At 66.8% G+C, this 22,529-nt stretch carries 14 protein-coding genes and 3 rRNA genes; 7 read left to right on the top strand and 10 right to left on the bottom strand.

From position 1 onward, the window contains the following. Positions 1–307: 307 nt before the first annotated feature. Positions 308–1,090: a TetR/AcrR family transcriptional regulator gene (locus tag PBV52_RS22445; protein WP_274240561.1), complete on the bottom strand. Its 783-nt coding sequence runs from the start codon at positions 1,088–1,090 to the stop codon at positions 308–310. A gap of 386 nt (positions 1,091–1,476) precedes the next feature. On the opposite strand from PBV52_RS22445, the gene PBV52_RS22440 reads away from it, so the two are divergent. After that, positions 1,477–2,856, top strand: a complete 1,380-nt coding sequence (locus PBV52_RS22440; protein WP_274240560.1) for an NAD(P)/FAD-dependent oxidoreductase — start codon at positions 1,477–1,479, stop codon at positions 2,854–2,856. Positions 2,857–3,056: 200 nt separating this feature from the next. Beyond that, the gene (locus tag PBV52_RS22435) at positions 3,057–4,727 is read left to right on the top strand and encodes a SpoIIE family protein phosphatase (RefSeq protein ID WP_274240559.1); all 1,671 of its coding nucleotides are present in this window, start codon (positions 3,057–3,059) and stop codon (positions 4,725–4,727) included. A 27-nt stretch (positions 4,728–4,754) separates the two neighbouring features. Here PBV52_RS22435 and PBV52_RS22430 read toward each other — a convergent pair whose 3' ends face one another. Next, on the bottom strand, positions 4,755–6,023 hold the full coding sequence (locus tag PBV52_RS22430; RefSeq protein ID WP_274249511.1) for an MFS transporter: 1,269 nt from the start codon (positions 6,021–6,023) through the stop codon (positions 4,755–4,757). 133 nt (positions 6,024–6,156) lie between these two features. On the opposite strand from PBV52_RS22430, the gene PBV52_RS22425 reads away from it, so the two are divergent. The 4 genes from PBV52_RS22425 (at position 6,157) to rrf (ending at position 12,529) form a co-directional block, all read left to right on the top strand. Continuing rightward, the gene (locus tag PBV52_RS22425) at positions 6,157–6,705 is read left to right on the top strand and encodes a MarR family winged helix-turn-helix transcriptional regulator (RefSeq protein WP_274240558.1); all 549 of its coding nucleotides are present in this window, start codon (positions 6,157–6,159) and stop codon (positions 6,703–6,705) included. A gap of 655 nt (positions 6,706–7,360) precedes the next feature. Then, positions 7,361–8,888: ribosomal RNA gene (locus PBV52_RS22420) — 16S ribosomal RNA — on the top strand. A 315-nt stretch (positions 8,889–9,203) separates the two neighbouring features. Continuing rightward, a 23S ribosomal RNA gene (locus PBV52_RS22415) occupies positions 9,204–12,323 on the top strand. 89 nt (positions 12,324–12,412) lie between these two features. Continuing rightward, positions 12,413–12,529, top strand: a 5S ribosomal RNA gene (gene rrf / locus PBV52_RS22410). The 16S, 23S and 5S rRNA genes sit together here, the layout of an rRNA operon. Before the next feature lie 47 nt (positions 12,530–12,576). On the opposite strand, the gene PBV52_RS22405 is transcribed toward rrf, so the two are convergent. Both PBV52_RS22405 and PBV52_RS22400 read right to left on the bottom strand, forming a co-directional pair. Continuing rightward, complete coding sequence (locus PBV52_RS22405; RefSeq protein WP_274240557.1) at positions 12,577–13,254, bottom strand: response regulator transcription factor; 678 nt, start codon at positions 13,252–13,254, stop codon at positions 12,577–12,579. Then, positions 13,251–14,549 (bottom strand): sensor histidine kinase, encoded by a 1,299-nt coding sequence (locus tag PBV52_RS22400; RefSeq protein WP_274240555.1) that lies wholly within the window; start codon positions 14,547–14,549, stop codon positions 13,251–13,253. Before PBV52_RS22400 ends, PBV52_RS22405 begins: the two co-directional genes overlap by 4 nt. A gap of 86 nt (positions 14,550–14,635) precedes the next feature. On the opposite strand from PBV52_RS22400, the gene PBV52_RS22395 reads away from it, so the two are divergent. Further along, on the top strand, positions 14,636–15,199 hold the full coding sequence (locus tag PBV52_RS22395) for a GNAT family N-acetyltransferase (RefSeq protein WP_274240554.1): 564 nt from the start codon (positions 14,636–14,638) through the stop codon (positions 15,197–15,199). A gap of 28 nt (positions 15,200–15,227) precedes the next feature. Here the strand turns inward: PBV52_RS22395 and PBV52_RS22390 are convergent, their stop codons facing one another. The 6 genes from PBV52_RS22390 to PBV52_RS22365 all read right to left on the bottom strand — a co-directional run bounded on the left by PBV52_RS22390 (position 15,228) and on the right by PBV52_RS22365 (position 22,379). Next, the gene (locus tag PBV52_RS22390; protein ID WP_373921896.1) at positions 15,228–16,733 is read right to left on the bottom strand and encodes a type IV secretory system conjugative DNA transfer family protein; all 1,506 of its coding nucleotides are present in this window, start codon (positions 16,731–16,733) and stop codon (positions 15,228–15,230) included. A 15-nt stretch (positions 16,734–16,748) separates the two neighbouring features. Next, the gene (locus PBV52_RS22385; protein WP_274240553.1) at positions 16,749–18,164 is read right to left on the bottom strand and encodes an ATP-binding protein; all 1,416 of its coding nucleotides are present in this window, start codon (positions 18,162–18,164) and stop codon (positions 16,749–16,751) included. A gap of 6 nt (positions 18,165–18,170) precedes the next feature. Next, positions 18,171–19,727, bottom strand: a complete 1,557-nt coding sequence (locus tag PBV52_RS22380; protein ID WP_274240552.1) for an SCO6880 family protein — start codon at positions 19,725–19,727, stop codon at positions 18,171–18,173. Then, positions 19,724–21,061 carry a hypothetical protein gene (locus PBV52_RS22375; RefSeq protein WP_274240550.1) on the bottom strand — a complete coding sequence of 446 codons (1,338 nt, stop codon included), beginning with the start codon at positions 21,059–21,061 and terminating at the stop codon, positions 19,724–19,726. Before PBV52_RS22375 ends, PBV52_RS22380 begins: the two co-directional genes overlap by 4 nt. Then, positions 21,051–21,881 carry a hypothetical protein gene (locus PBV52_RS22370; protein ID WP_274240549.1) on the bottom strand — a complete coding sequence of 277 codons (831 nt, stop codon included), beginning with the start codon at positions 21,879–21,881 and terminating at the stop codon, positions 21,051–21,053. Before PBV52_RS22370 ends, PBV52_RS22375 begins: the two co-directional genes overlap by 11 nt. A gap of 189 nt (positions 21,882–22,070) precedes the next feature. Beyond that, positions 22,071–22,379, bottom strand: a complete 309-nt coding sequence (locus PBV52_RS22365; RefSeq protein WP_003991275.1) for a hypothetical protein — start codon at positions 22,377–22,379, stop codon at positions 22,071–22,073. Between the last annotated feature and the right edge of the window lie 150 nt (positions 22,380–22,529).

The raw sequence follows: 22,529 nt of genomic DNA, 5'->3' as shown, positions 1-22,529 counted from the left end.
GGGTCAGGGTGCCATATTGGCTTTCGGTCAGGACCCACCCGTACGGACCATCCACTCGTCCGTGGGCACTTCCCGCACCGCAGTACTAGCCCTCACCCGCACAAGGATGGCTCAAACGGCGCTGGCCGTACGGGAGTTGAGCGCGACGGCCGAAATGTACGGCATGTTCCGCGACGGTGGTTCGAGGCAAGGGCAGCACAGCACCCCGCCTCTTGGTCACCCCTTCGAAGTCATGGCCGTCCTCGAAGTCGCAGCCCTCTTCGAAGTCACGGCCGTCTCCGAAGCCACGGCCGTCACTTCGGCCGGCTCACGCCTGAGGCCGCGACCGCAACCCCTCCAGCAGGATGTCCAGCAACCGCGCCGAGGCCGCCGCCTGCTGCGCCGCATCCGGCAGCGAGGGCGCCGCCGTCGCGATCACCAGCAGGACGTCCGACACCGACACGTCGGCCCGCAGCTCACCCGCCGCGCGCGCCCGCTCCACGAGCTGGCCCACCACGTCGAGCAGTGCCGCCGCCCCGGCGTCGTCCATCACGTCCGTCGACATCGCCGCAGGCTGCTCGGACACAAGCCGCAGCTCACCTGTGCCCGGCTGCGTCCGCTGCTGCGGCACCCGGGCCTCCTCGAGCACGGTGCCGTCCTCGGCGACCCCGACCCGCAGCACCTGCGGCGGCAGCAGCCGCCCGGCGCCCGAGGCCACCGACGTGCGCAGGAAGCGCGAGAGCGCCGACCACGGCTCGTCCTCCTGACCGAGCGCCGCACGTGCCTGGTCGGTCAGCCGGGAGGTCTCCTCCTCGGCTATCCGGCGCACCAGGACGTCCTTGCTCGGGAAGCGCCGGTACACCGTCCCGACGCCGACCCGCGCGCGTCGCGCCACGTCCTCCATCGGCGCGCCGTACCCCAGCTCGCCGAAGACCTCGCGCGCCGCACGCAGTACGTGCTCCAGATTGCGCTGTGCGTCCACGCGCAGCGGCGTCGTACGCGAGCTGTCCCCGCGTCCGTTGCCCGCAGCCGCGCTCATCGTGCCGCCCACCGCTCCGCCGCCCGATGTGATGGCGGACGCGGAAGACCAACGAGAATCCTGAACATGCATAAGCGATCCCCCGGTAATGACGTCTCCCCCCGGAGACTCTCCCCGTCATTTGCAAAGCCGGAGCGTCGCGGAACAAGCCCGGACCACGAGTCCGCCCTGTGTGACTCGCGGACCCGAAGAGCGCATCCCCCTACACCCCGTCGACATACGAACATAGTTGAGCGAGGGTCAATTCAGAAGGGGCACGTTCCGCACGGAGCGCCCCTCGATCGGAGTACGGGTCGTTTACGTCCAGATTTCACCCCCTGCGGTCCACCGGCGCACGCCCGTTGACCTGCGGACCTTCCCCGCACTCCGGCAATTCGGCCAAATCGCGGCGCCGACGATCTCCGGTCACACAAATCGCCGAGCCTGTGGACAAACGCAAGCGCCGGGTGCGTCATGGGATGGTGAAGGAACGTGCGCGCATTCTCGTTGTCGGCGGCGGCTACGTCGGGATGTACACCGCCCTGCGCCTCCAGCAGCGGCTGAAACAGGAACTGGGGCGAGGCGAGGCCGAGATCACGGTCGTCACCCCCGACCCGTACATGACGTATCAGCCTTTCCTCCCCGAAGCGGCCGCAGGCTCCATCTCCCCGCGCCACGTGGTCGTACCGCTGCGCCGCGTCCTGCCCCAGTGCCGGATCATCATCGGCGAGGCCACCGCCATCGACCACGCGGGGCGCACCGCGACCCTCTCCACCCTGGCCTCCGAGGAGGAGGGCACGGGCAGCGAACAGCTCTCCTACGACGAACTGGTCCTCGCGCCCGGCTCCATCTCGCGCACCCTGCCCATCCCCGGCCTCGCCGACCACGGCATCGGCTTCAAGACCGTCGAAGAGGCCATCGGCCTGCGCAACCACGTCATCGAGCAGATGGACATCGCCTCCTCCACCCGCGACCCCGCGATCCGCGACGCGGCCCTCACCTTCGTCTTCGTCGGCGGCGGCTACGCCGGTGTCGAGGCGCTCGGCGAGCTCGAGGACATGGCCCGCTACGCCACGCGCTACTACCACAACGTCCGGCCCGAGGACATGAAGTGGATCCTCGTCGAGGCCTCGGACCGCATCCTGCCCGAGGTCGGCGAGGACATGGGCCGCTACACCGTCACCGAACTGCGCCGCCGCAACATCGACGTACGCCTGCACACCCGGCTGGAATCCTGCGTGGACCGCGTCGCCGTCCTCAGCGACGGCGCCCGCTTCCCGACCCGTACGGTCGTCTGGACGGCCGGCGTCAAACCCCACCCGATCCTCGCCGCGAGCGACCTGCCACTCAATGAGCGCGGTCGGCTGAAGTGCACCCCCGAGCTGACCATCGAGGGCACCACGCACGCGTGGGCCGCGGGAGACGCCGCCTCCGTCCCCGACGTCGCAGCCGGCGATCCCGGCAAGGAGTGCGCCCCCAACGCCCAGCACGCCGTGCGTCAGGCGAAGGTGCTGGGCGACAACATCGCCCACGCCCTGCGCGGCGAACCCCTGGAGACGTACGCCCACAAGTACGCGGGTTCGGTCGCCTCCCTCGGCTTCCACCAAGGTGTCGCCCACGTCTACGGACGCAAGCTGAAGGGCTACCCTGCCTGGTTCATGCACCGCGTCTACCACCTCAGCAGGGTTCCGACCCTCAACCGCAAGGCCCGCGTCCTGGCCGAATGGACCCTGTCGGGACTTTTCAAGAGGGAGGTCGTCTCCCTCGGTTCGCTCGAACATCCCCGAGCGGAGTTCGAACTCGCGGCCGGTGGAAATGCTCCTCACAGCCCGGAAGGCGACCCGAAGGGGTCGTCCTGACCGGACCCAGGAACTCCACCGACGAGGCAGGCGTCTGACGGGTGTCGGCCAGGTCGGCCGCACTGCCAGACTGATCCCCGAACCGATCCCGACCGCGAGGCTCTCCCCACAGTGCTGCAACCCCGGGGTGCTGGTGCCACCCCTCAGACCCCAGGCCGGGTCCGGAGCTGGCCGCAGACGACGACACGAGGCAAGGATTCGTGAACTTCACGCGCTGGAGCGCCCGGCTCCCCGGAACGCAGCGCCGCGCCGCAGCGCGGACCGAACCCGCGGCGGCGGTCACCCAGGACCGCCGGGGAGAGAGCCCGGGCGCCGTCCCCGCGGCCCGCGCCGAACACCTCACCGACGAGGCCACGCCGATCCCCGCCGTGGACGAACTGCCGGTCCGTGAGGTCCTGGACCGCGTCCCGGCCCTGGTCGCCCTGGTCCACGGCTCCGACCACCGCCTGGCCTACGTCAACGACGCCTACGTGAGTGCCTTCGGCCTGCGCCCCCCGGGCGAACCGGCCCGCGAGGCCCTCCCCGAGCTGGCCGAACTGGGCCTGCTCCCCCTCCTCGACCAGGTCCTGCGCAGCGGCAAGCCCCGCACCCTCAAGTCCCGCAAGGCCCCCGACGGCCGCTCCTACACCTTCACCTGCACCCCCGTGACGGAGGGCGACGGCGGCGTCCTCGTCTTCGCCACGGACGTCACCGACCACGCGGAAGCCGCCGAACGCCTGCGCGCCAGCGAACGCCGCCAACGCGAAACGGCCGTCACCCTCCAACGCTCCCTCCTCCCCCAGGAGCTCGAAGAGCCGGACGACCTGCGCGTCGCCGCCACCTACCACCCGGGCGGCACGGAGGCCGCGGTCGGCGGCGACTGGTACGACGTGATCACCCTCGGCGGCGGCCGCACGGCCCTGGTGATCGGCGACGTCATGGGCAGAGGAGTACGAGCAGCAGCGGTAATGGGCCAGCTCCGTACGGCAGTGAGGGCATACGCCCGCCTGGACCTCCCCCCGCACGAGGTCCTGCAGTTGCTCGACGGCCTGGCCGCGGAGATCGACGCCAACCAGATCGCCACCTGCGTCTACGCCGTCCACGACCCGAACGAGGGCCGCCTGGTGTACGCCTCCGCCGGGCACCTCCCGATCCTGGTCCGCGACGAGAGCGGCGCGGTCCAACGCGCCGATGAACCGACCGGCCCACCCCTCGGCACGGGCGGCTGGATGCACGCCTCCGGCTCGATCGCCCTGGGCCCCGGCTCCACAGCGGTCCTCTACACCGACGGCCTGGTGGAACGCAGGGACGAGGACTTGGACGAGGGAATCGCCTCCCTGGAGCGAGCCCTGGCCGGCGCGACCGGCACCCCCCAGGTGATCTGCGACCGCCTGGTCCGCACAGCAGGCGTGACGGCAGACCACGACGACGACGTAGCAGTCCTGGTCCTCCAGCACCCGGCGCGCACGGGCCCCGACAGCGACCTCTTCCGCAACGCGGCCCTGGAACTCCTCGGCGGCATCGAAGCGGCGCCCCGCGCGCGTGCCTTCGCCTCCGGCGTCCTCACGAGCTGGCGCTTCCCCACCGAGCTCCACGACCTGGGCGTCCTGGCGGCCAGCGAACTCGTCGCCAACTCCCTCCAACACGGCACCCCACCCATGCGCCTACGCCTGCGCCGCACCGACCGCCGCCTGATCATCGAGGTCACCGACGGCGACGACCACCTCCCCCGCCGCCGCCGCGCCGAACCGGGCGACGAATCAGGCAGAGGCATCGCCATCGTCGCCACCGTCGCCTCCGCCTGGGGCTCACGGAGAACCCCGGGAGGCGGAAAGGCAGTGTGGTGCGAGTTCGCCCTCCCAAAGCACCCCACCGAAGCCCCAAGAGCCTGACCTCCAGCCCGTCTGGGGGTCCAGCACTCAGGCGTGCGCGCGAGCCTGCCCCGCAGCAGACGCGGCCCCCTGCGCCACCACCCGACTCTTCACCAACCACGGCTGATCCTGCACGGCGCTGAGCTGACGCCCCAGCCGCACCGCGAGATACGTGATCCCCAGCGAGAACACCAGAAACGTCACGACATACGGCCCATGCAGCGACGCCCCCATAGGCCCGCCCACCGCCGGCCCAACCGCCAACGCAAGCTGCTTCACCAGGGCAAACGCAGAGTTGTACTGCCCAGCCATCCCCTCCGGAGCCAAGTCCGCCACCAGCGGAGCAACCGTGGGAGACAACATCGCCTCACCCAGCCCGAACAGCGCATACGTCGAGATGAAGGCAGCCGTAGCCATCTCCTGACTTCCGTGCCCCAGCCCCGCATACCCGGCCACAACCCAAGCCACGGCCCAGATCAGCCCCACAGCCGCGATCACCCGCGACCGCCTCCGCCGCTCGACGAACTTCAGCACGGCGAACTGAGCCACCACGATCATCGCGGTGTTCGCCGCCAAAGCGGTCCCCAGCGCCGACGTGGAAACCCCGGCCGCCTCGACCCCGTACGCACTCAGCCCCGACTCGAACTGCCCGTAGCAAGCGAAGAACAGCACAAACCCCAGCACACACAGCTGCACCATCGCCCGGTTCTGGAGCAACTGCTTCCAGCTCCCCTTCGCCGCCCCGGCGCCCGGCGCCCCCTCGATCCGCGGCGCCCGCGGCATCCGCACCGTCGACATCACCACGACGAGCAGCAGGAACATCGCCGCCTCGATAGCGAACAGCAGAGTGAAGGACGAGACACTCGACGCGTCGACGAGGTGCCCACCGATCAGCCCGCCGACCCCCAGCCCCAGGTTCTGCAGAAAGAACTGCGTCGCGAACGCCCGCGACCGCGTCTCCGCGCCAGAGCAGTCCACGATCATCGTCGCGAGTGCCGGCTGCATCACGGCCTGCCCCGCCCCGAGCGCGGCCGCCGACAGCAGTACGGCCGCCGCACTCCCCGCGAGCCCCAGGCTCAGCGACCCGAGCGCGGCGGTGACCAGGGCGGCGAGCAGCACCGGCAGCGGGCCACGCCGGACGATCGCCCGCCCGGCGAACGGCAGCACGACCAGCGCGGCCACGGCGAAGACGGCGAGGACGAGCCCCGCCGTCATCGAACTCAGCCCCCGCACCTGCGCCACATAGACGTACAGGTAGGGGACGGTGAAACCGAGCCCGAACGCGCTGAGTGCGTTGCCCACGTGGATCCGGCGCATCGCTGCGCCCATCGCCCTGGTCACGTTCACCTCTCTCGTATGTAGACCTGAAGACTTCAAAGCTAAACTTCGAAGCTAAACAGTACACAGCGAAGGACTTCAACGCCAAGCAAGCCCGTGCGATACTCGGCCCATGGGCGACACCCACGGCGTCAGCGAGCCGACACTCGAAGAGCAGATCGCCGCCTACCAGCGCGAGTTCCAGGGCCTCGACCCCCAGGTCGAGAAGATCGTCTCGGCGCTGTCCCGTCTGAACCGCCGCATGAACGTCGCCTACGGCCGCCAGACCGCCGCCCTCGGCATCAGCAACGCCGACTGGGAGGTCCTCAAGGCCCTCGTCCTCTCCGGCGCCCCCTATCGGATGGGCCCCAGCGACCTCGCCAAGCGCCTCGGCCTCACCCCGGCCGCCATGACCCACCGAATCGACCGCATGGTGGCCGAGGGCCTGGTCACCAGGGATCGCGACGAGTCCAACCGCGTCCGTGTGATCGTGGAGCTGACCGGGGAGGGCCGCGAGAAGTGGCTCGAGGCGATGCGTCTGGCCTCTGTCTTCGAGGAGGACCTCCTCCAGGACCTCGCCGCGGATGAACGCACCGCCCTCGGCGAGGTCCTCACCCGCCTGCTCCGCAGGGTGGAAGACGCCCAGCCGGACGCCGGCGGACGCCTCAGCGACCTGGACTGACGCGGGGCCGCCGTCCACGGCAAAAGATCTTGACAGGGGACGCTTGACAGCCCCCTGCCCGATCCGTAAAGTTCTTCGGGTTGCCACGGAGCCGTAACGGTTCTGCGACAGCACCTTCCGCCGCGAGAGCGGCAACCCAAACCATTAGTACGACCTCCCAACGAGGTTGAATTCGGCGTGCCCGAATTCAATTCGATTTGGGTGCGGCAGCTCGATTAGGAACTGCCGAGAGGATCCGCTAAGGTTTGAGACGTCGGAACGGCCCAACAGCCGCGAAGACAAGCCCGCTGACTGGGAGTCAGGCCCGAAAGGATCTGATAGAGTCGGAACCGCCGGAAAGGGAAACGCGAGAGCGGGAACCTGGAAAGCACCGAGGAAATCGGATCGGAAAAAGATCTGATAGAGTCGGAAACGCAAGAACGAAGGGAAGCGCCCGGAGGAAAGCCCGAGAGGGTGAGTACAAAGGAAGCGTCCGTTCCTTGAGAACTCAACAGCGTGCCAAAAATCAACGCCAGATATGTTGATACCCCGTCTCCGGCCGTCACGGTCGGGGCGAGGTTCCTTTGAAAAAACACAGCGAGGACGCTGTGAACGGCCGGGCTTATTCCGCCTGGCTGTTCCGCTCTCGTGGTGTCGTCCCGATTACGGGAAAACATTCACGGAGAGTTTGATCCTGGCTCAGGACGAACGCTGGCGGCGTGCTTAACACATGCAAGTCGAACGATGAACCACTTCGGTGGGGATTAGTGGCGAACGGGTGAGTAACACGTGGGCAATCTGCCCTGCACTCTGGGACAAGCCCTGGAAACGGGGTCTAATACCGGATATCACTACCGCAGGCATCTGTGGTGGTTGAAAGCTCCGGCGGTGCAGGATGAGCCCGCGGCCTATCAGCTTGTTGGTGAGGTAATGGCTCACCAAGGCGACGACGGGTAGCCGGCCTGAGAGGGCGACCGGCCACACTGGGACTGAGACACGGCCCAGACTCCTACGGGAGGCAGCAGTGGGGAATATTGCACAATGGGCGAAAGCCTGATGCAGCGACGCCGCGTGAGGGATGACGGCCTTCGGGTTGTAAACCTCTTTCAGCAGGGAAGAAGCGAAAGTGACGGTACCTGCAGAAGAAGCGCCGGCTAACTACGTGCCAGCAGCCGCGGTAATACGTAGGGCGCAAGCGTTGTCCGGAATTATTGGGCGTAAAGAGCTCGTAGGCGGCTTGTCACGTCGGGTGTGAAAGCCCGGGGCTTAACCCCGGGTCTGCATTCGATACGGGCTAGCTAGAGTGTGGTAGGGGAGATCGGAATTCCTGGTGTAGCGGTGAAATGCGCAGATATCAGGAGGAACACCGGTGGCGAAGGCGGATCTCTGGGCCATTACTGACGCTGAGGAGCGAAAGCGTGGGGAGCGAACAGGATTAGATACCCTGGTAGTCCACGCCGTAAACGGTGGGAACTAGGTGTTGGCGACATTCCACGTCGTCGGTGCCGCAGCTAACGCATTAAGTTCCCCGCCTGGGGAGTACGGCCGCAAGGCTAAAACTCAAAGGAATTGACGGGGGCCCGCACAAGCAGCGGAGCATGTGGCTTAATTCGACGCAACGCGAAGAACCTTACCAAGGCTTGACATACACCGGAAACGGCCAGAGATGGTCGCCCCCTTGTGGTCGGTGTACAGGTGGTGCATGGCTGTCGTCAGCTCGTGTCGTGAGATGTTGGGTTAAGTCCCGCAACGAGCGCAACCCTTGTCCTGTGTTGCCAGCATGCCCTTCGGGGTGATGGGGACTCACAGGAGACCGCCGGGGTCAACTCGGAGGAAGGTGGGGACGACGTCAAGTCATCATGCCCCTTATGTCTTGGGCTGCACACGTGCTACAATGGCAGGTACAATGAGCTGCGATACCGTGAGGTGGAGCGAATCTCAAAAAGCCTGTCTCAGTTCGGATTGGGGTCTGCAACTCGACCCCATGAAGTCGGAGTTGCTAGTAATCGCAGATCAGCATTGCTGCGGTGAATACGTTCCCGGGCCTTGTACACACCGCCCGTCACGTCACGAAAGTCGGTAACACCCGAAGCCGGTGGCCCAACCCCCTTGTGGGGAGGGAGCTGTCGAAGGTGGGACTGGCGATTGGGACGAAGTCGTAACAAGGTAGCCGTACCGGAAGGTGCGGCTGGATCACCTCCTTTCTAAGGAGCACTTCTTACCGATCCCTTCGGGGTGAGGTCAGAGGCCAGTACATCAGCGAATGTCTGATGCTGGTTGCTCATGGGTGGAACGTTGATTATTCGGCCGGGTTCACGGGTCGGAGGCTGCAAGTACTGCTCTTAGGAGCGTGGAACGCATGATCTCCGGACGGGAGCTGGCCGGGCACGCTGTTGGGTATCTGAGGGTACGGCCGAGAGGCTGCCTTCAGTGCCGACCCCAGTGAACTTGCCTCAAGGGGCAGGGTGATGGGTGGTTGGTCGTTGTTTGAGAACTGCACAGTGGACGCGAGCATCTGTGGCCAAGTTTTTAAGGGCGCACGGTGGATGCCTTGGCACCAGGAACCGATGAAGGACGTGGGAGGCCACGATAGTCCCCGGGGAGTCGTCAACCAGGCTTTGATCCGGGGGTTTCCGAATGGGGAAACCCGGCAGTCGTCATGGGCTGTCACCCATACCTGAACACATAGGGTATGTGGAGGGAACGCGGGGAAGTGAAACATCTCAGTACCCGCAGGAAGAGAAAACAACCGTGATTCCGGGAGTAGTGGCGAGCGAAACTGGATGAGGCTAAACCGTATACGTGTGAGACCCGGCAGGGGTTGCGTATGCGGGGTTGTGGGATCTCTCTTTCACGGTCTGCCGGCCGTGAGACGAGTCAGAAACCGTTGATGTAGGCGAAGGACATGCGAAAGGTCCGGCGTAGAGGGTAAGACCCCCGTAGTCGAAACGTCAGCGGCTCGTTTGAGAGACACCCAAGTAGCACGGGGCCCGAGAAATCCCGTGTGAATCTGGCGGGACCACCCGCTAAGCCTAAATATTCCCTGGTGACCGATAGCGGATAGTACCGTGAGGGAATGGTGAAAAGTACCCCGGGAGGGGAGTGAAATAGTACCTGAAACCGTGTGCCTACAAGCCGTGGGAGCGTCGGAATGTGCTTGCACATTCTCGTGACTGCGTGCCTTTTGAAGAATGAGCCTGCGAGTTTGCGGTGTGTTGCGAGGTTAACCCGTGTGGGGAAGCCGTAGCGAAAGCGAGTCCGAATAGGGCGGTATAGTAGCGCGCTCAAGACCCGAAGCGGAGTGATCTAGCCATGGGCAGGTTGAAGCGGAGGTAAGACTTCGTGGAGGACCGAACCCACCAGGGTTGAAAACCTGGGGGATGACCTGTGGTTAGGGGTGAAAGGCCAATCAAACTCCGTGATAGCTGGTTCTCCCCGAAATGCATTTAGGTGCAGCGTCGTGTGTTTCTTGCCGGAGGTAGAGCACTGGATAGGCGATGGGCCCTACCGGGTTACTGACCTTAGCCAAACTCCGAATGCCGGTAAGTGAGAGCGCGGCAGTGAGACTGTGGGGGATAAGCTCCATGGTCGAGAGGGAAACAGCCCAGAGCATCGACTAAGGCCCCTAAGCGTACGCTAAGTGGGAAAGGATGTGGAGTCGCAGAGACAACCAGGAGGTTGGCTTAGAAGCAGCCACCCTTGAAAGAGTGCGTAATAGCTCACTGGTCTAGTGATTCCGCGCCGACAATGTAGCGGGGCTCAAGCGTACCGCCGAAGTCGTGTCATTGCGATATGTACCCCCAACGGGGATCGTGATGGGTAGGGGAGCGTCGTGTGCCGGGTGAAGCAGCACCGGAAGGTAGTTGTGGACGGTTCACGAGTGAGAATGCAGGCATGAGTAGCGATTCACACGTGAGAAACGTGTGCGCCGATTGACTAAGGGTTCCTGGGTCAAGCTGATCTGCCCAGGGTAAGTCGGGACCTAAGGCGAGGCCGACAGGCGTAGTCGATGGATAACCGGTTGATATTCCGGTACCCGCTGTGAAGCGTCAAACATCGAACCGGGCGATGCTAAGTCCGTGAAGCCGCCCCGGAGCCTTCGGGCAAAGGGGAGTGGTGGAGCCGACGAACCAGACCTGTAGTAGGTGAGTGATGGGGTGACGCAGGAAGGTAGTCCATCCCGGGCGGTGGTTGTCCCGGGGTAAGGGTGTAGGCCGAGTGGTAGGTAAATCCGCTGCTCATCAAGGCTGAGACCTGATGCCGAGCCGATTGTGGTGAAGTGGATGATCCTATGCTGTCGAGAAAAGCCTCTAGCGAGTTTCATGGCGGCCCGTACCCTAAACCGACTCAGGTGGTCAGGTAGAGAATACCGAGGCGTTCGGGTGAACTATGGTTAAGGAACTCGGCAAAATGCCCCCGTAACTTCGGGAGAAGGGGGGCCACGCTTGGTGAGAGGACTTGCTCCTCGAGCTGGGGGTGGCCGCAGAGACCAGCGAGAAGCGACTGTTTACTAAAAACACAGGTCCGTGCGAAGCCGTAAGGCGATGTATACGGACTGACGCCTGCCCGGTGCTGGAACGTTAAGGGGACCGGTTAGTCACTCTTCGGGGTGGCGAAGCTGAGAACTTAAGCGCCAGTAAACGGCGGTGGTAACTATAACCATCCTAAGGTAGCGAAATTCCTTGTCGGGTAAGTTCCGACCTGCACGAATGGCGTAACGACTTCTCGACTGTCTCAACCATAGGCCCGGTGAAATTGCACTACGAGTAAAGATGCTCGTTTCGCGCAGCAGGACGGAAAGACCCCGGGACCTTTACTACAGTTTGATATTGGTGTTCGGTTCGGCTTGTGTAGGATAGGTGGGAGACTTTGAAGCGGGCACGCCAGTGTTCGTGGAGTCGTCGTTGAAATACCACTCTGGTCGTGCTGGATGTCTAACCTGGGTCCGTGATCCGGATCAGGGACAGTGTCTGATGGGTAGTTTAACTGGGGCGGTTGCCTCCTAAAGAGTAACGGAGGCGCCCAAAGGTTCCCTCAGCCTGGTTGGCAATCAGGTGTTGAGTGTAAGTGCACAAGGGAGCTTGACTGTGAGACCGACGGGTCGAGCAGGGACGAAAGTCGGGACTAGTGATCCGGCGGTGGCTTGTGGAAGCGCCGTCGCTCAACGGATAAAAGGTACCCCGGGGATAACAGGCTGATCTTCCCCAAGAGTCCATATCGACGGGATGGTTTGGCACCTCGATGTCGGCTCGTCGCATCCTGGGGCTGGAGTCGGTCCCAAGGGTTGGGCTGTTCGCCCATTAAAGCGGTACGCGAGCTGGGTTTAGAACGTCGTGAGACAGTTCGGTCCCTATCCGCTGTGCGCGTAGGAGTCTTGAGAAGGGCTGTCCCTAGTACGAGAGGACCGGGACGGACGAACCTCTGGTGTGCCAGTTGTTCTGCCAAGGGCATGGCTGGTTGGCTACGTTCGGGAGGGATAACCGCTGAAAGCATCTAAGCGGGAAGCCTGCTTCGAGATGAGGACTCCCACCCACTTGATGGGGTAAGGCTCCCAGTAGACGACTGGGTTGATAGGCCGGATCTGGAAGCACGGTAACGTGTGGAGGTGACCGGTACTAATAGGCCGAGGGCTTGTCCTCAGTTGCTCGCGTCCACTGTGTTGGTTCTGAAACCACGAACAGCCCCATGCCAGGTCACGGTGTGGTGCGGCTGGATAGTTTCATAGTGTTTCGGTGGTTATAGCGTGAGGGAAACGCCCGGTTACATTCCGAACCCGGAAGCTAAGCCTTACAGCGCCGATGGTACTGCAGGGGGGACCCTGTGGGAGAGTAGGACGCCGCCGAACAAATTTTGGAAAAGGCCCACACCTTATGGTGTGGGCCTTTTCGTGTTTCAGGACGGTTTTACCAGTTCCGTGTCGTACGCCAGAATCACCGCTTGAATGCGATCCCGCGATCCCGTCTTCGCGAGGATGCGGCCCACGTGGGTTTTCACCGTCGACTCGGCCAGGTGAAGGCGTGAGGCTATCTCCGTGTTCGTCCAGCCTTTGCCGATCACCGTGAGGATCTCGCGTTCGCGGTCGGTGAGGGCGGTCAGGCGGGCGTCCAGGGCCGTTGGGTCCGGGCTGCCGGCCGGGGTCTGCGCCGGTAGATGGTGGGCGTAAGCGTCGAGGAGGCGGCGGGTCAGGCTGGGGGCGACCACCGCGTCGCCCGTGGCCACTGCGCGGATGCCGGAGAGGAGTTCCTCCGGCTGGGCGTCCTTGACGAGGAAGCCGGAGGCGCCTGCGCGGAGTCCGGCGTAGGCGTACTCGTCGAGGTCGAAGGTCGTGAGGATGAGGACCCGGGTGCGGTCGCCGGCGGTGGTGATGCGGCGGGTGGCCTCGATGCCGTCCAGGCCGGGCATGCGGACGTCCATCAGGACCACTTCGGGGTTGAGTTCCGCGGTCATGTGGATCGCCTCGCTGCCGTTGGCCGCTTCACCCAGCACCGTCATGTCGTCCTGACTTTCCAGGAGCATCCGGAAGCCGAAGCGCTGGAGGGGCTGGTCGTCGGCGATGAGGACGGTGATCACTGGTGGGTTTCCTCCGGGAGGTGCAGGTGGACGCGCCAGCCCTGCTCGGGGTGGGGGCGTGGGCCGGCCTCAAGTGTGCCGCCGTACAGGGCCGTTCGCTCGTGCATTCCGGGCAGACCGCGGCCGCCCGTGGACTGAGCGGCGCCGGGGCCGCCGCTGCCGGTGTCGGTCACGGTCGCGGTGACGGCGCCCTTCTTCTCGTACGAGAGCTCTATGGCCGCCGTGGTGCCGGGGCCGGTGTGTTTGAGGGTGTTGGTGAGGGCCTCCTGGATGACGCGGTAGACCGTGAGCTGGCGGCCCGGGGGGAGGCTCGGGGTGCCGTGGATGGTGGTGGTGACGGGGAGGCCTGCGGCGCGTACGCCGTTGATGAGCTGGTCGAGGTCGGTGAGGGTGGGTTGGGGGGTCAGTTCGGGGTGGGGGGTGTGGGGGTGGTTGTCCTCGCGTAGGACGTCCAGCAGGCGGCGTAGTTCGCCGAGGGCCTGGCGGCTGGTGGTGCCGATGGCTTGGAGGGCCTGGGCGGCGCGTTCGGGGGACTTGGCGGCCGCGTACTGGCCGCCGTCGGCCAGGCCGGTGATGACGGAGAGGTTGTGGCCGATGATGTCGTGCATCTCGCGGGCGATGCGGGCGCGCTCGGCCGCGGTGGCGATTTGGGCCTGCTGGTCGCGTTCGATCTCCAGGCGGCGGGCGCGGTCTTCGAGGGCCTCGGTGTGCTCGCGGCGGGTGCGGACGGTGATGCCGATGGCTGTCGCCACGGCTATGGACATCAGCACGGGCACGATGTCGCGGTCCGGGCTCCCCTGCGGGTGGCGGGCGGCCATCACGGCGATGGGCGTGGTGATCAGGGCCGCCGCCCACCACAGATTGCGCGAGGGGCGGCGCAGGGCGATGTGGAAGACGACGAGCAGTTGGAGCAGGACCGCTTGGAGGGCGGCGCCGGTCCAGGCGTTGACGAGGGCGAAGGGGGCGATGGCGAGGAGTACGGCGCGGGGGTGGGTGCGGCGCTGGAGGAGGGGGACGGAGAGGCCGAGGCTCAGGGTGAGGATCAGCCAGCCGGGGTTGTCGCGGTCGCGGGCCACGTTGAGCCAGCCGCCGCCGTAGTAGTCGATCAAAGCCGCCGTCACCCAGAAGCCGGTGAGGTGCATGTCCCAGACGAGCGGGTGGCGGTGGTCGAAGGCGCGCACGCGGCGGCTGATGCGCTGGATGTGCTGGGTGAGGGGTTCCGTCGTCGCTCGCTCTTGTGTCACCCGGTCTGCCTGGTCCGCCTGCGCCTGGTCCACGTTGTCCACGAGGTCCATCGTGCGGGGCGCGCCATGGGGCGGAACAGCACCGTGGGGAGTATTCCGGGTGAGCGATGTCGTACCCGGGTACTACGGTGGCGGTCATGAGCACCACGAACCCCGGGGCCTACGTCATCCGGTCCATACGCGCCGACGAGTGGCCCGCCGCGAAGGAGTTGCGGCTCGCCGCGCTGCGGGATCCGGTCGCGCCGATCGCCTATCTGACGACCTATGAGGAGGCCGTGGCCCAGCCCGACTCCTTCTGGCAGGAGCGGGCCGCGGGGGCCTGCGAGGGGGCCGAGAAGGCGCAGACGATCATCGCCGAGGGGCCGGACGGGGGGTGGGTCGGGACGCTGACCGTGCTGGTCGAGGAGCCGGGGACGACCGACTGGGCGGGGCTTCCGGTCGAGCGGAAGCAGGGGCATGTCGTCGCTGTGTTCGTACGGCCCGAGGAGCGGGGGATCGGGCTGACCGAGGTGCTGTTCGACGCCGCTCTGCAGTGGTCGTGGGCGCGTGGTGTGGAGCGGGTGCGGCTGATCGTGCACGAGGAGAACGGGCGGGCGCAGCGGTTCTACCGGAAGGTGGGGTTCGTGCCGAGCGGGGTGAGCGTGCCGCTCGGTGAGGGTTCGGAAGACGCCGAGTTGGAGTTCGTCATCGAGCGGCCGTGAGGGGCTGCGGCGCCCGTAACTGGCCTGTCTAGACGGGGAGTTCGTCGTGGGGCCAGCGGGAGCGGGCCTGTTCCCGGGACCGGAGCAGGGCCAGGGTCGGCATGCCCCGGTCCGCTCCGGTGGCCAGCAGCTCCGGCAGCTGGGGAAGCGGAGCCACGGCGGCGACGTCGTCCAGGACGAGCGTCAGTGGTGGGTCGAGGCGACCGGAGGATGACCGTTCGGCCATGCGCCGGCCGCGCTCGACCACGCTTGCGGCGAGGGCCGTCAGGAGTGGCATGGCGCCCGGGTTGGCTCTGGGGTCCTCGATGGATTCACCCACCACATAAAGCGTGCCCCCTTCATGGACGAAGGAATCCAAGGTGAGGGCATCAGTTCGGTTTGGAGTGCAGGACTCTCGGATGTTGACCGTGGAGAGGGCGGAGAGGGCGCGGGTCGTCAACTCCTGGGCCATGTCCCGGCGTTCGGGGTGGGCTGTGAGGGCGGCTTCGAGTTCGCCTGCCGCGCCTGGGGCCGCCTTCGGGTTGGTACGGAGGGTTCGTACGGCGTCCTGGATCTGGGTGCCCTGGGACCAGCGGTGGACGTGGCGGATGGTGCGGCCGTCGATGGCCGCGGCGTGGAGGTAGCTGCGCAGTAGCGTTTCGGCGGTGTCGCTGACCGCTTGGTCCAGGCGGGAGGTGGGGCGGACCGGGGTCAGGAGGGCGGTGGCTCTTGCGGCCGCGGTCTGTTTGTCCTCGCAGCCCGTTGTGGGGGACCAGTGGATGCGGGCCGGGGTGTCGCAGAGGTGGGTGGGGTCGTAGAGGAGGACTGGGCCGAGTTTTGAGCGGGCGTCCTTTGTGTCCTGCCAGAGGGCCGGGTTCGAGGTGACTACGAGGGCGGGGCCCTCCGCGTCGCGTACGGCCTGGGCCGCGGTGGTGTGGCGGCTCTCCCTCGTGGCTACGACGAGCCTTTCCCAGCCGCCCGCCCGTTCGCCGAGCAGAGATGTGTGGGGGTCGGTCCCGGGCCCCGTTGGCTCCGGCTGTGGCTCCGTTCTGGGCGCCGGTACGTCATGTGAAGCCGGTGCGGGTGCCGGTGCCGGCACCGACACGGGTGCCGGGGCCGGTGTTTCCGCCGGCCCCGGCCCTTCCCCGGCTCCGGTCTTCCCCACGCGCCGCCCCGCCCTGACCGCCCGCCACCGTGCCACCGTGCCCAACACGAACACGGTCAGCACGATCAGGACCATCAGCTGGCCGATGAACAGCCCCCAGAACAGGCCGTACCCGGACAGCTCCCCCTGCGGGGTCTCCGGCCACGCGCCCGGGATGTCGTGGGGCTGGGCGATCAGGGAGCGCATGGCCAGGGGCGTGCGGGTGAAGGTGACGCCGGAGGGCCAGGCGCCGTGGGCGAACCAGGCCGCCAGGCCCGTCGCCGTCCAGACCAGCAGCGTCATGCCCAGGAGGAAGGCGAGTATGCCGATCAGCAGGCCGTCGGGAATGCCCCCTTGGCCGTCCCGCTGTCCACGGCGGTCGTCCGGTCTGCCTGGTCTGTCCGGTCTCACGCTGACCCCCTAGCCCTACGCCACCGTCGATTCGGAGTCGCCGAGGTGCTGCTCCACGAAGGCCGCCGCCCGTTCCTCCGCCTCCAGCTCGGCGGCGCGCAGGGCGTCGTCGGCCAGGTCGCGGTCGGCGGACGACTCGGTCATCGCGCGGTCGGTGAAGACCAGGGGGCGTTCTGTCTCCGTGATCAGGTGTTTGACGACCTGGACGTTGCCGTTGACGTCCCACACCGCGATGCCGGGGGTGAGGCTGGGGATGATCTCCACCGCCCAGCGTGGCAGGCCCAGCACGCGGCCCGTCGCCCTCGCCTCGTCCGCCTTCTGGGCGTAGATCGTCCTGGTCGACGCCATCTTCAGGATCGCGGCGGCCTCCTTCGCCGCCGCGCCGTCCACGACGTCGGACAGGTGGTGGACGACGGCGACGAAGGACAGGCCCAGGCGTCGGCCGAACTTCAGCAGGCGCTGGAAGAGCTGGGCCACGAAGGGGCTGTTGATGATGTGCCAGGCCTCCTCGACCAGGAAGATGCGCTTCTTCCGGTCGGGGCGGATCCAGGTGTGCTCCAGCCAAACGCCGACGATCGCCATCAGGATCGGCATGGCGATGGAGTTGCGGTCGATGTGGGACAAATCGAACACAATGAGCGGCGCGTCGAGGTCGATGCCGACCGTGGTCGGACCGTCGAACATGCCGCGCAGGTCACCGTCGACCAGACGGTCCAGCACCAGCGCCACGTCCAGGCCCCAGGCCCGTACGTCGTCTATGGCGACGTTCATCGCCTCCGCCGACTCCGGCTCGGGGTGCCGTAGCTGCTCGACGATGTCGGTCAGGACCGGCTGGCGCTCGAGGATGGTCTCGTTGACGTAGGCGTGCGCGACCTTCAGGGCGAAGCCCGAGCGCTCGTCGAGGCCGTGGCCCATCGCGACCTCGATGATCGTCCGGAGCAGGGCCAGCTGGCCTGTCGTCGTGATCGCGGGGTCGAGCGGGTTGAGGCGGATCCCCATGTCCAGGGCCGCCGTCGGGTCCAGGCGGATGGGAGTTATTCCCAGCTCCTGCGCGATGAGGTTCCACTCGCCGACGCCGTCCTCGCCCTGTGCGTCGAGGACGACGACCTGGCGGTCGCGGAAGCGCAGCTGTCGTAGGACGTACGTCTTCTCCAGGGCCGACTTGCCGTTGCCGGACTCGCCGAGGACCAGCCAGTGCGGGGCGGGGAGCTGCTGGCCGTACAGCTGGAAGGGGTCGTAGATGTAGCCCTTGCCGGAATACACCTCGCGGCCGATGATCACCCCCGAGTCACCGAGACCCGGCGCGGCGGTCGGGAGGTAGACCGCCTGGGCCTGGCCCGTCGACGTGCGCACCGGAAGCCGGGTCGTCTCGACCTTCCCGAAGAGGAAGGACGTGAAGGCGTCGGTGAGGACGGACAGCGGGTCCCGCATCAGGTCCTACCTCCGAATGCCGGTGGCGAAGGGGAGCGTGTTGACGAATGCCCGGTGATGCTCGCGGTCGCACCACTCCAGCTTCAGATACGACTTTCCGGCTGACGCCCGGATGGTCCGCTTGTCGCGGGCCAGGGCCTCGGGGGAGCGGGAGGAGACGGTGATGTAGCCGACCAGGTTGACGCCGGCGGCACCGCTCGCGAGGTCTTCTCCTCGCTGGTCGAGGCGGTTGTGGGCGGCGATGTCGCGCGGGTCGACGGTCCGGTTCATCTTGGCGGCGCGGCTGGCCTCCGCCTCGTCGTTGGTCTTCTCGGTCAGCATGCGTTCGATGGCCACCTCGGTGGGTTCGAGATCCATCGTCACGGCGACCGTGCGGATGACGTCCGGGGTGTGGACCAGCAGCGGCGCCAGGAAGTTGACGCCGACCGGGGTCATCGGCCACTCCTTCACCCAGGCGGTGGCATGGCACCAGGGCGCGCGGGTTGACGACTCCCGGGTCTTGGCCTGCAGGAACGTGGGCTCCATGGCGTCCAGCTCGGCCGGCCAGGCGTTGCGCTTCGTCATCGCCTGGATGTGGTCGATCGGGTGGTCCGGGTCGTACATGGAGTGGATGAGGGAGGCCAGACGGCCCTGGCCGAGCGGCTGGCGGACGCGGATGTCCGCCTCCTGCAGGCGCGAGCAGATGTCGGTCAGCTCACGGGCCATGACGACCGCGAGCCCGGCGTCCCGGTCGACCTTGCCGCCGTGCGGGCGGGCCGCGCGGGCCATCGCCTGGGCCTCGGCGGCCAGTTCGCGCGTGAAGTGCATGCAGGCGACGAGGTAGGCGCGGTGCTGCTCGCTGCTCGTCGACACCATCGACTGGAGTTGGTCGTACGACTGCTGCAGCCATCCCAGGGCCCGGTCGTCGCCGCGTACGGCGACGTCCTTGGCGTGGGCGTCGGGGTCGGCGGGGAGGGTGCGGGCGAGCATCTGCAGCCGCGTCACGAAGCCGTCGCCGTTGGCCACGTGCTTGAGGAGGGTGCCGAAGCGGTCGACGAGGGCTTCCTGGTCCTCGGAGTCGCGCAGGCCCACGCCGGGCCCCTCGATCTCGATCGCGGCCGTCACCGTACGGCGGTCGGCGTGCAGGAGTACGGCGATCTCGTCGGGCCCGAAGGGGGCGGCCAGCCAGGTGATGCGGCCGATGCCGGGGGGCGGGCCGACCTCGACCTCCCGCCCGTCGAGGTGGGTGCCGGCCTCGACGACGCCGGAGCGGTAGGTCGTGCCCTGGCGGAGGGTGCGCTTGTAGCTGCGGTTGATCTCGAACCACTTGTAGATGGTCCGGTGCTTGTACGGCACGTAGACCGCGGCCAGCGCGAGCATCGGGAAGCCCATCAGCAGCACGATGCGCAGGGACAGGACGGGGACGAGGAGTCCGCACATCATGCCGAGGAACGCGCCCCCGATGATCAGCGCGATCTCGCCGGTCTCGCGGTTGCGGCCGACGATCGCGTTCGGCCGGGCGCGGCCGATCAGATATGTACGGCGGGGCGTGACCGCGTGGGACACGTGGGACTCGGTCGTCAACGCCCGTCACCTCCTGAACGGTTGCTGCTGCTGTTACGGGTGTTGCTGGCGTGGGGGGTGTTCACCGAGCTGCTCGAACGGGGTGCGGGTGCGGCGGAGGGGACGGATCCGCCGCCTGAGTTCGAGGAGCGCGAGCTGTGCGCGGCGACGCCGCCGGAGGCGGGGTTGGAGGGGCGGGCGGACCCGCCCTGGCCTCCGCCGCCGTTGTTGTCCGCGCGGGAGCTGTGTGTCTTGATGCCCTGGGCGACGAGGGTCGCCGGGGAGCTGATGACCGCGGCGGCCTTGCCCTCGGCGCCGCTCATGATGCGGTTGTTGCGGGAGCCTGCGATCTCGTCGCCGAAGCCCGGGACGAAGCGGTAGATCATCGCGCTGGCGAAGATGGCGAGCAGGATGATGGCCAGGCCGGAGACGACGGCCGAGAACGCGTTCGGGCCGTCGTCGGAGGACAGTGCGCCGGCCAGGCCGAGCACTATGACGATGACCGGCTTGACCAGGATGACGGCGATCATGATGCCCGCCCAGCGGCGGACGTGGCCCCAGAGGTTCTTGTCGACCAGGCCCGCGTAGACGACGGTGCCGAGGAGGGCGCCGACGTAGAGCAGGGCGGCGCGGATGACGAGCTCCAGCCAGAGGATGCCGGCGGCGAGGATGGAGACGAGGGACACCACGATCAGCATGATCGGGCCGCCGCCGATGTTCTCGCCCTTCTCCAGGGCGCCGGAGAAGGTGCCGAAGAACGTGTCCGTCTGGTCGCCCGTCGTCTTCGCGAGGACGTCCGAGACGCCGTCCGTGGCCGATACGACCGTGTAGAGGATCAGCGGTGTGAACGCGGACGCGAGGACGGTGAGCCAGAGGAAGCCGATCGCCTCGGAGATGGCGGTGGTGAGGGGGACGCCTCGGACGGCTCGCTTGGCCACTGCCAGGAGCCACAGCAGGAGCGTGAGGATCGTCGATGCCGCGAAGACGACCGCGTACTGCTGGAGGAACTTGGCGTTCGTGAAGTCGACGTTCGCCGTCTCCTTCACGGCCTCGCTGAGCTGCTTGACGGTCCAGCTGGCGGCGTCTGCGCAGCCCTTGGCGAGGGAGGAGAGGGGGTCGAGGGTGGCGGTGGGGTCGGTGAGGGACGGGGTTTTGCTGGTGCCGCCGGATCCGCCGTTCTCTTTTTCGCAGTACTTCTTGGCCTCGCCGACGATGAGGTCGCAGGGGTTGTTGCTCGGCGAGGGCGTGGGCGTAGGGGTGGGCGCGGCGATGGCACGGGTGGCCAGCAGAACTGCGCCAGCCTGCACGGTGGCGAAGACCGCGGTGACCCTGAGGAAGCGGCGGTTAGCGCGCATACGTGAACCCTCCGTACTCCTCGATGGCCTTGCTGATCTCGTCAGAGGCGGCGGCCCTGTCGTCCCCGGGAACCGGGGCGGGGCCGTCCTGCTGGGAGTCCGTGACGATCTTCCAGTCGCCGCCGGCCCACCGCAGGTCGAACGTCCAGGTCTTCCACGTCGAGCTGACGGGGTCGGTCGAGTTCTCCCCTGACATGCCGATGAGGCCCATGTACCAGACCGCGACCTTGGCGCTGTCCCCCGCGTACTGCTGGGCCGTCGTGCCCACGGGGACCACACGCGAGACGAAGGTGTTGCCCTCCGGGGGGTTGCCGTTGGCGTCGAGCCCGAGCTTGCTGAGGAAGTCGGTCGAATAGGCCTGGTCCATCGGGCCCTTCAGCTTGGCTGCGGCGTCGGGCGTGTAGAGGGTGTCGACGATGGCATGCCGGGTGTCCGTCTGGAACATGCCGGTCGAGCCCAGCACCACCGAGTAGTTCGCCGCTGCCGACTGCGCCCCTTGCTCATTGTGCGCGAACCCCCCGGGAATCCCCGCGGTCTTCCCCTCCACAGGCCGCACGCCACTGGCCGCCGTAGACGAAGATTTCGGCTGGTTTTCGTCCCCGCCCGCGGAACCGGAGTTGTCGCCTCCACGGTTCGCGAAGGCGATCGCCGCGATGAGGAGGACGACCACGCCGACCACCGTGACCAGGCTCCGGGACGACGAGCGGCCGCCTCGCCGCGCGCCCCCGTACACGTCACCGCCGGTCTCGGGCAGTCGGGTCCGGGTCTGACCGGTGCCTGCGTAACCGCCGGAGGTCTCCCGTTCGTCTCCGAGAGTCATGCCGCGTACGCCCCCTCGACGTCGGACGAAAACACGTAGGAGTACGACGGTAGCCGTGCTGGTGCCCGCGTGGGCGCGGTGTGGTGACTCGACATCAGGGAAACGCAACCTCAGCCGGTGGGCACGACGGGTGGGTGGGGGACTAGGGGGACCGGGCGTGCCCGGAGCGGACGGAGGGGACGCGGCCGCCTAGACGGCCATGCCGTACACGATGGTGAACAGTGTGCCCAGCGAGCCGATGATGAAGACGCCCGTCAGGCCGGCGATGATCAGGCCCTTGCCCTGCTCGGCGCTGAAGGTGTCGCGCAGCGCCGTGGCGCCGATGCGCTGTTTGGCCGCACCCCAGATGGCGATGCCGAGGCAGAGCAGGATGGCCACCGCCATCACGACCTCGATCATCACCTTCGCCTCGTTACCCAGGCTGCCGAAGGGGCCCCAGTCCGGAGCGATCCCGCCGATGATGGTGTTGATGTCGCCCTTGTCGGCCGCAAACAGCATGTAAGTCACCGCCCCTGTTGGGTAGTTCCGCAGTCCCCTGCGGTGCGCAGAGGTCAGGCCTCATTCTCGCCGACAATGGCGCCGTCGTATGTCGACTTGGCGTCATTGATGGGCGGGATTCGTACGAATACCTCGTACGGTCACTCTGTG

The organism is Streptomyces sp. T12 (genome assembly GCF_028736035.1).
GTDB lineage: Bacteria > Actinomycetota > Actinomycetes > Streptomycetales > Streptomycetaceae > Streptomyces.
Note: the sequence above shows the minus strand (reverse complement) of the source record. Positions and strands in the feature narration are given on the sequence as shown.

What these genes read in the sequence shown, in the direction of transcription:
- PBV52_RS22445 (WP_274240561.1), bottom strand. Translation starts at nt 1,090, where the DNA reads ATGCATGTTCAGGATTCTCGTTGGTCTTCCGCGTCCGCCATCACATCG.
- PBV52_RS22440 (WP_274240560.1), top strand. Translation starts at nt 1,477, where the DNA reads ATGGTGAAGGAACGTGCGCGCATTCTCGTTGTCGGCGGCGGCTACGTC.
- PBV52_RS22430 (WP_274249511.1), bottom strand. Translation starts at nt 6,023, where the DNA reads ATGCGCCGGATCCACGTGGGCAACGCACTCAGCGCGTTCGGGCTCGGT.
- PBV52_RS22425 (WP_274240558.1), top strand. Translation starts at nt 6,157, where the DNA reads ATGGGCGACACCCACGGCGTCAGCGAGCCGACACTCGAAGAGCAGATC.
- PBV52_RS22400 (WP_274240555.1), bottom strand. Translation starts at nt 14,549, where the DNA reads ATGGACCTCGTGGACAACGTGGACCAGGCGCAGGCGGACCAGGCAGAC.
- PBV52_RS22395 (WP_274240554.1), top strand. Translation starts at nt 14,636, where the DNA reads ATGAGCACCACGAACCCCGGGGCCTACGTCATCCGGTCCATACGCGCC.
- PBV52_RS22385 (WP_274240553.1), bottom strand. Translation starts at nt 18,164, where the DNA reads ATGCGGGACCCGCTGTCCGTCCTCACCGACGCCTTCACGTCCTTCCTC.
- PBV52_RS22375 (WP_274240550.1), bottom strand. Translation starts at nt 21,061, where the DNA reads ATGCGCGCTAACCGCCGCTTCCTCAGGGTCACCGCGGTCTTCGCCACC.
- PBV52_RS22370 (WP_274240549.1), bottom strand. Translation starts at nt 21,881, where the DNA reads ATGACTCTCGGAGACGAACGGGAGACCTCCGGCGGTTACGCAGGCACC.
- PBV52_RS22365 (WP_003991275.1), bottom strand. Translation starts at nt 22,379, where the DNA reads ATGCTGTTTGCGGCCGACAAGGGCGACATCAACACCATCATCGGCGGG.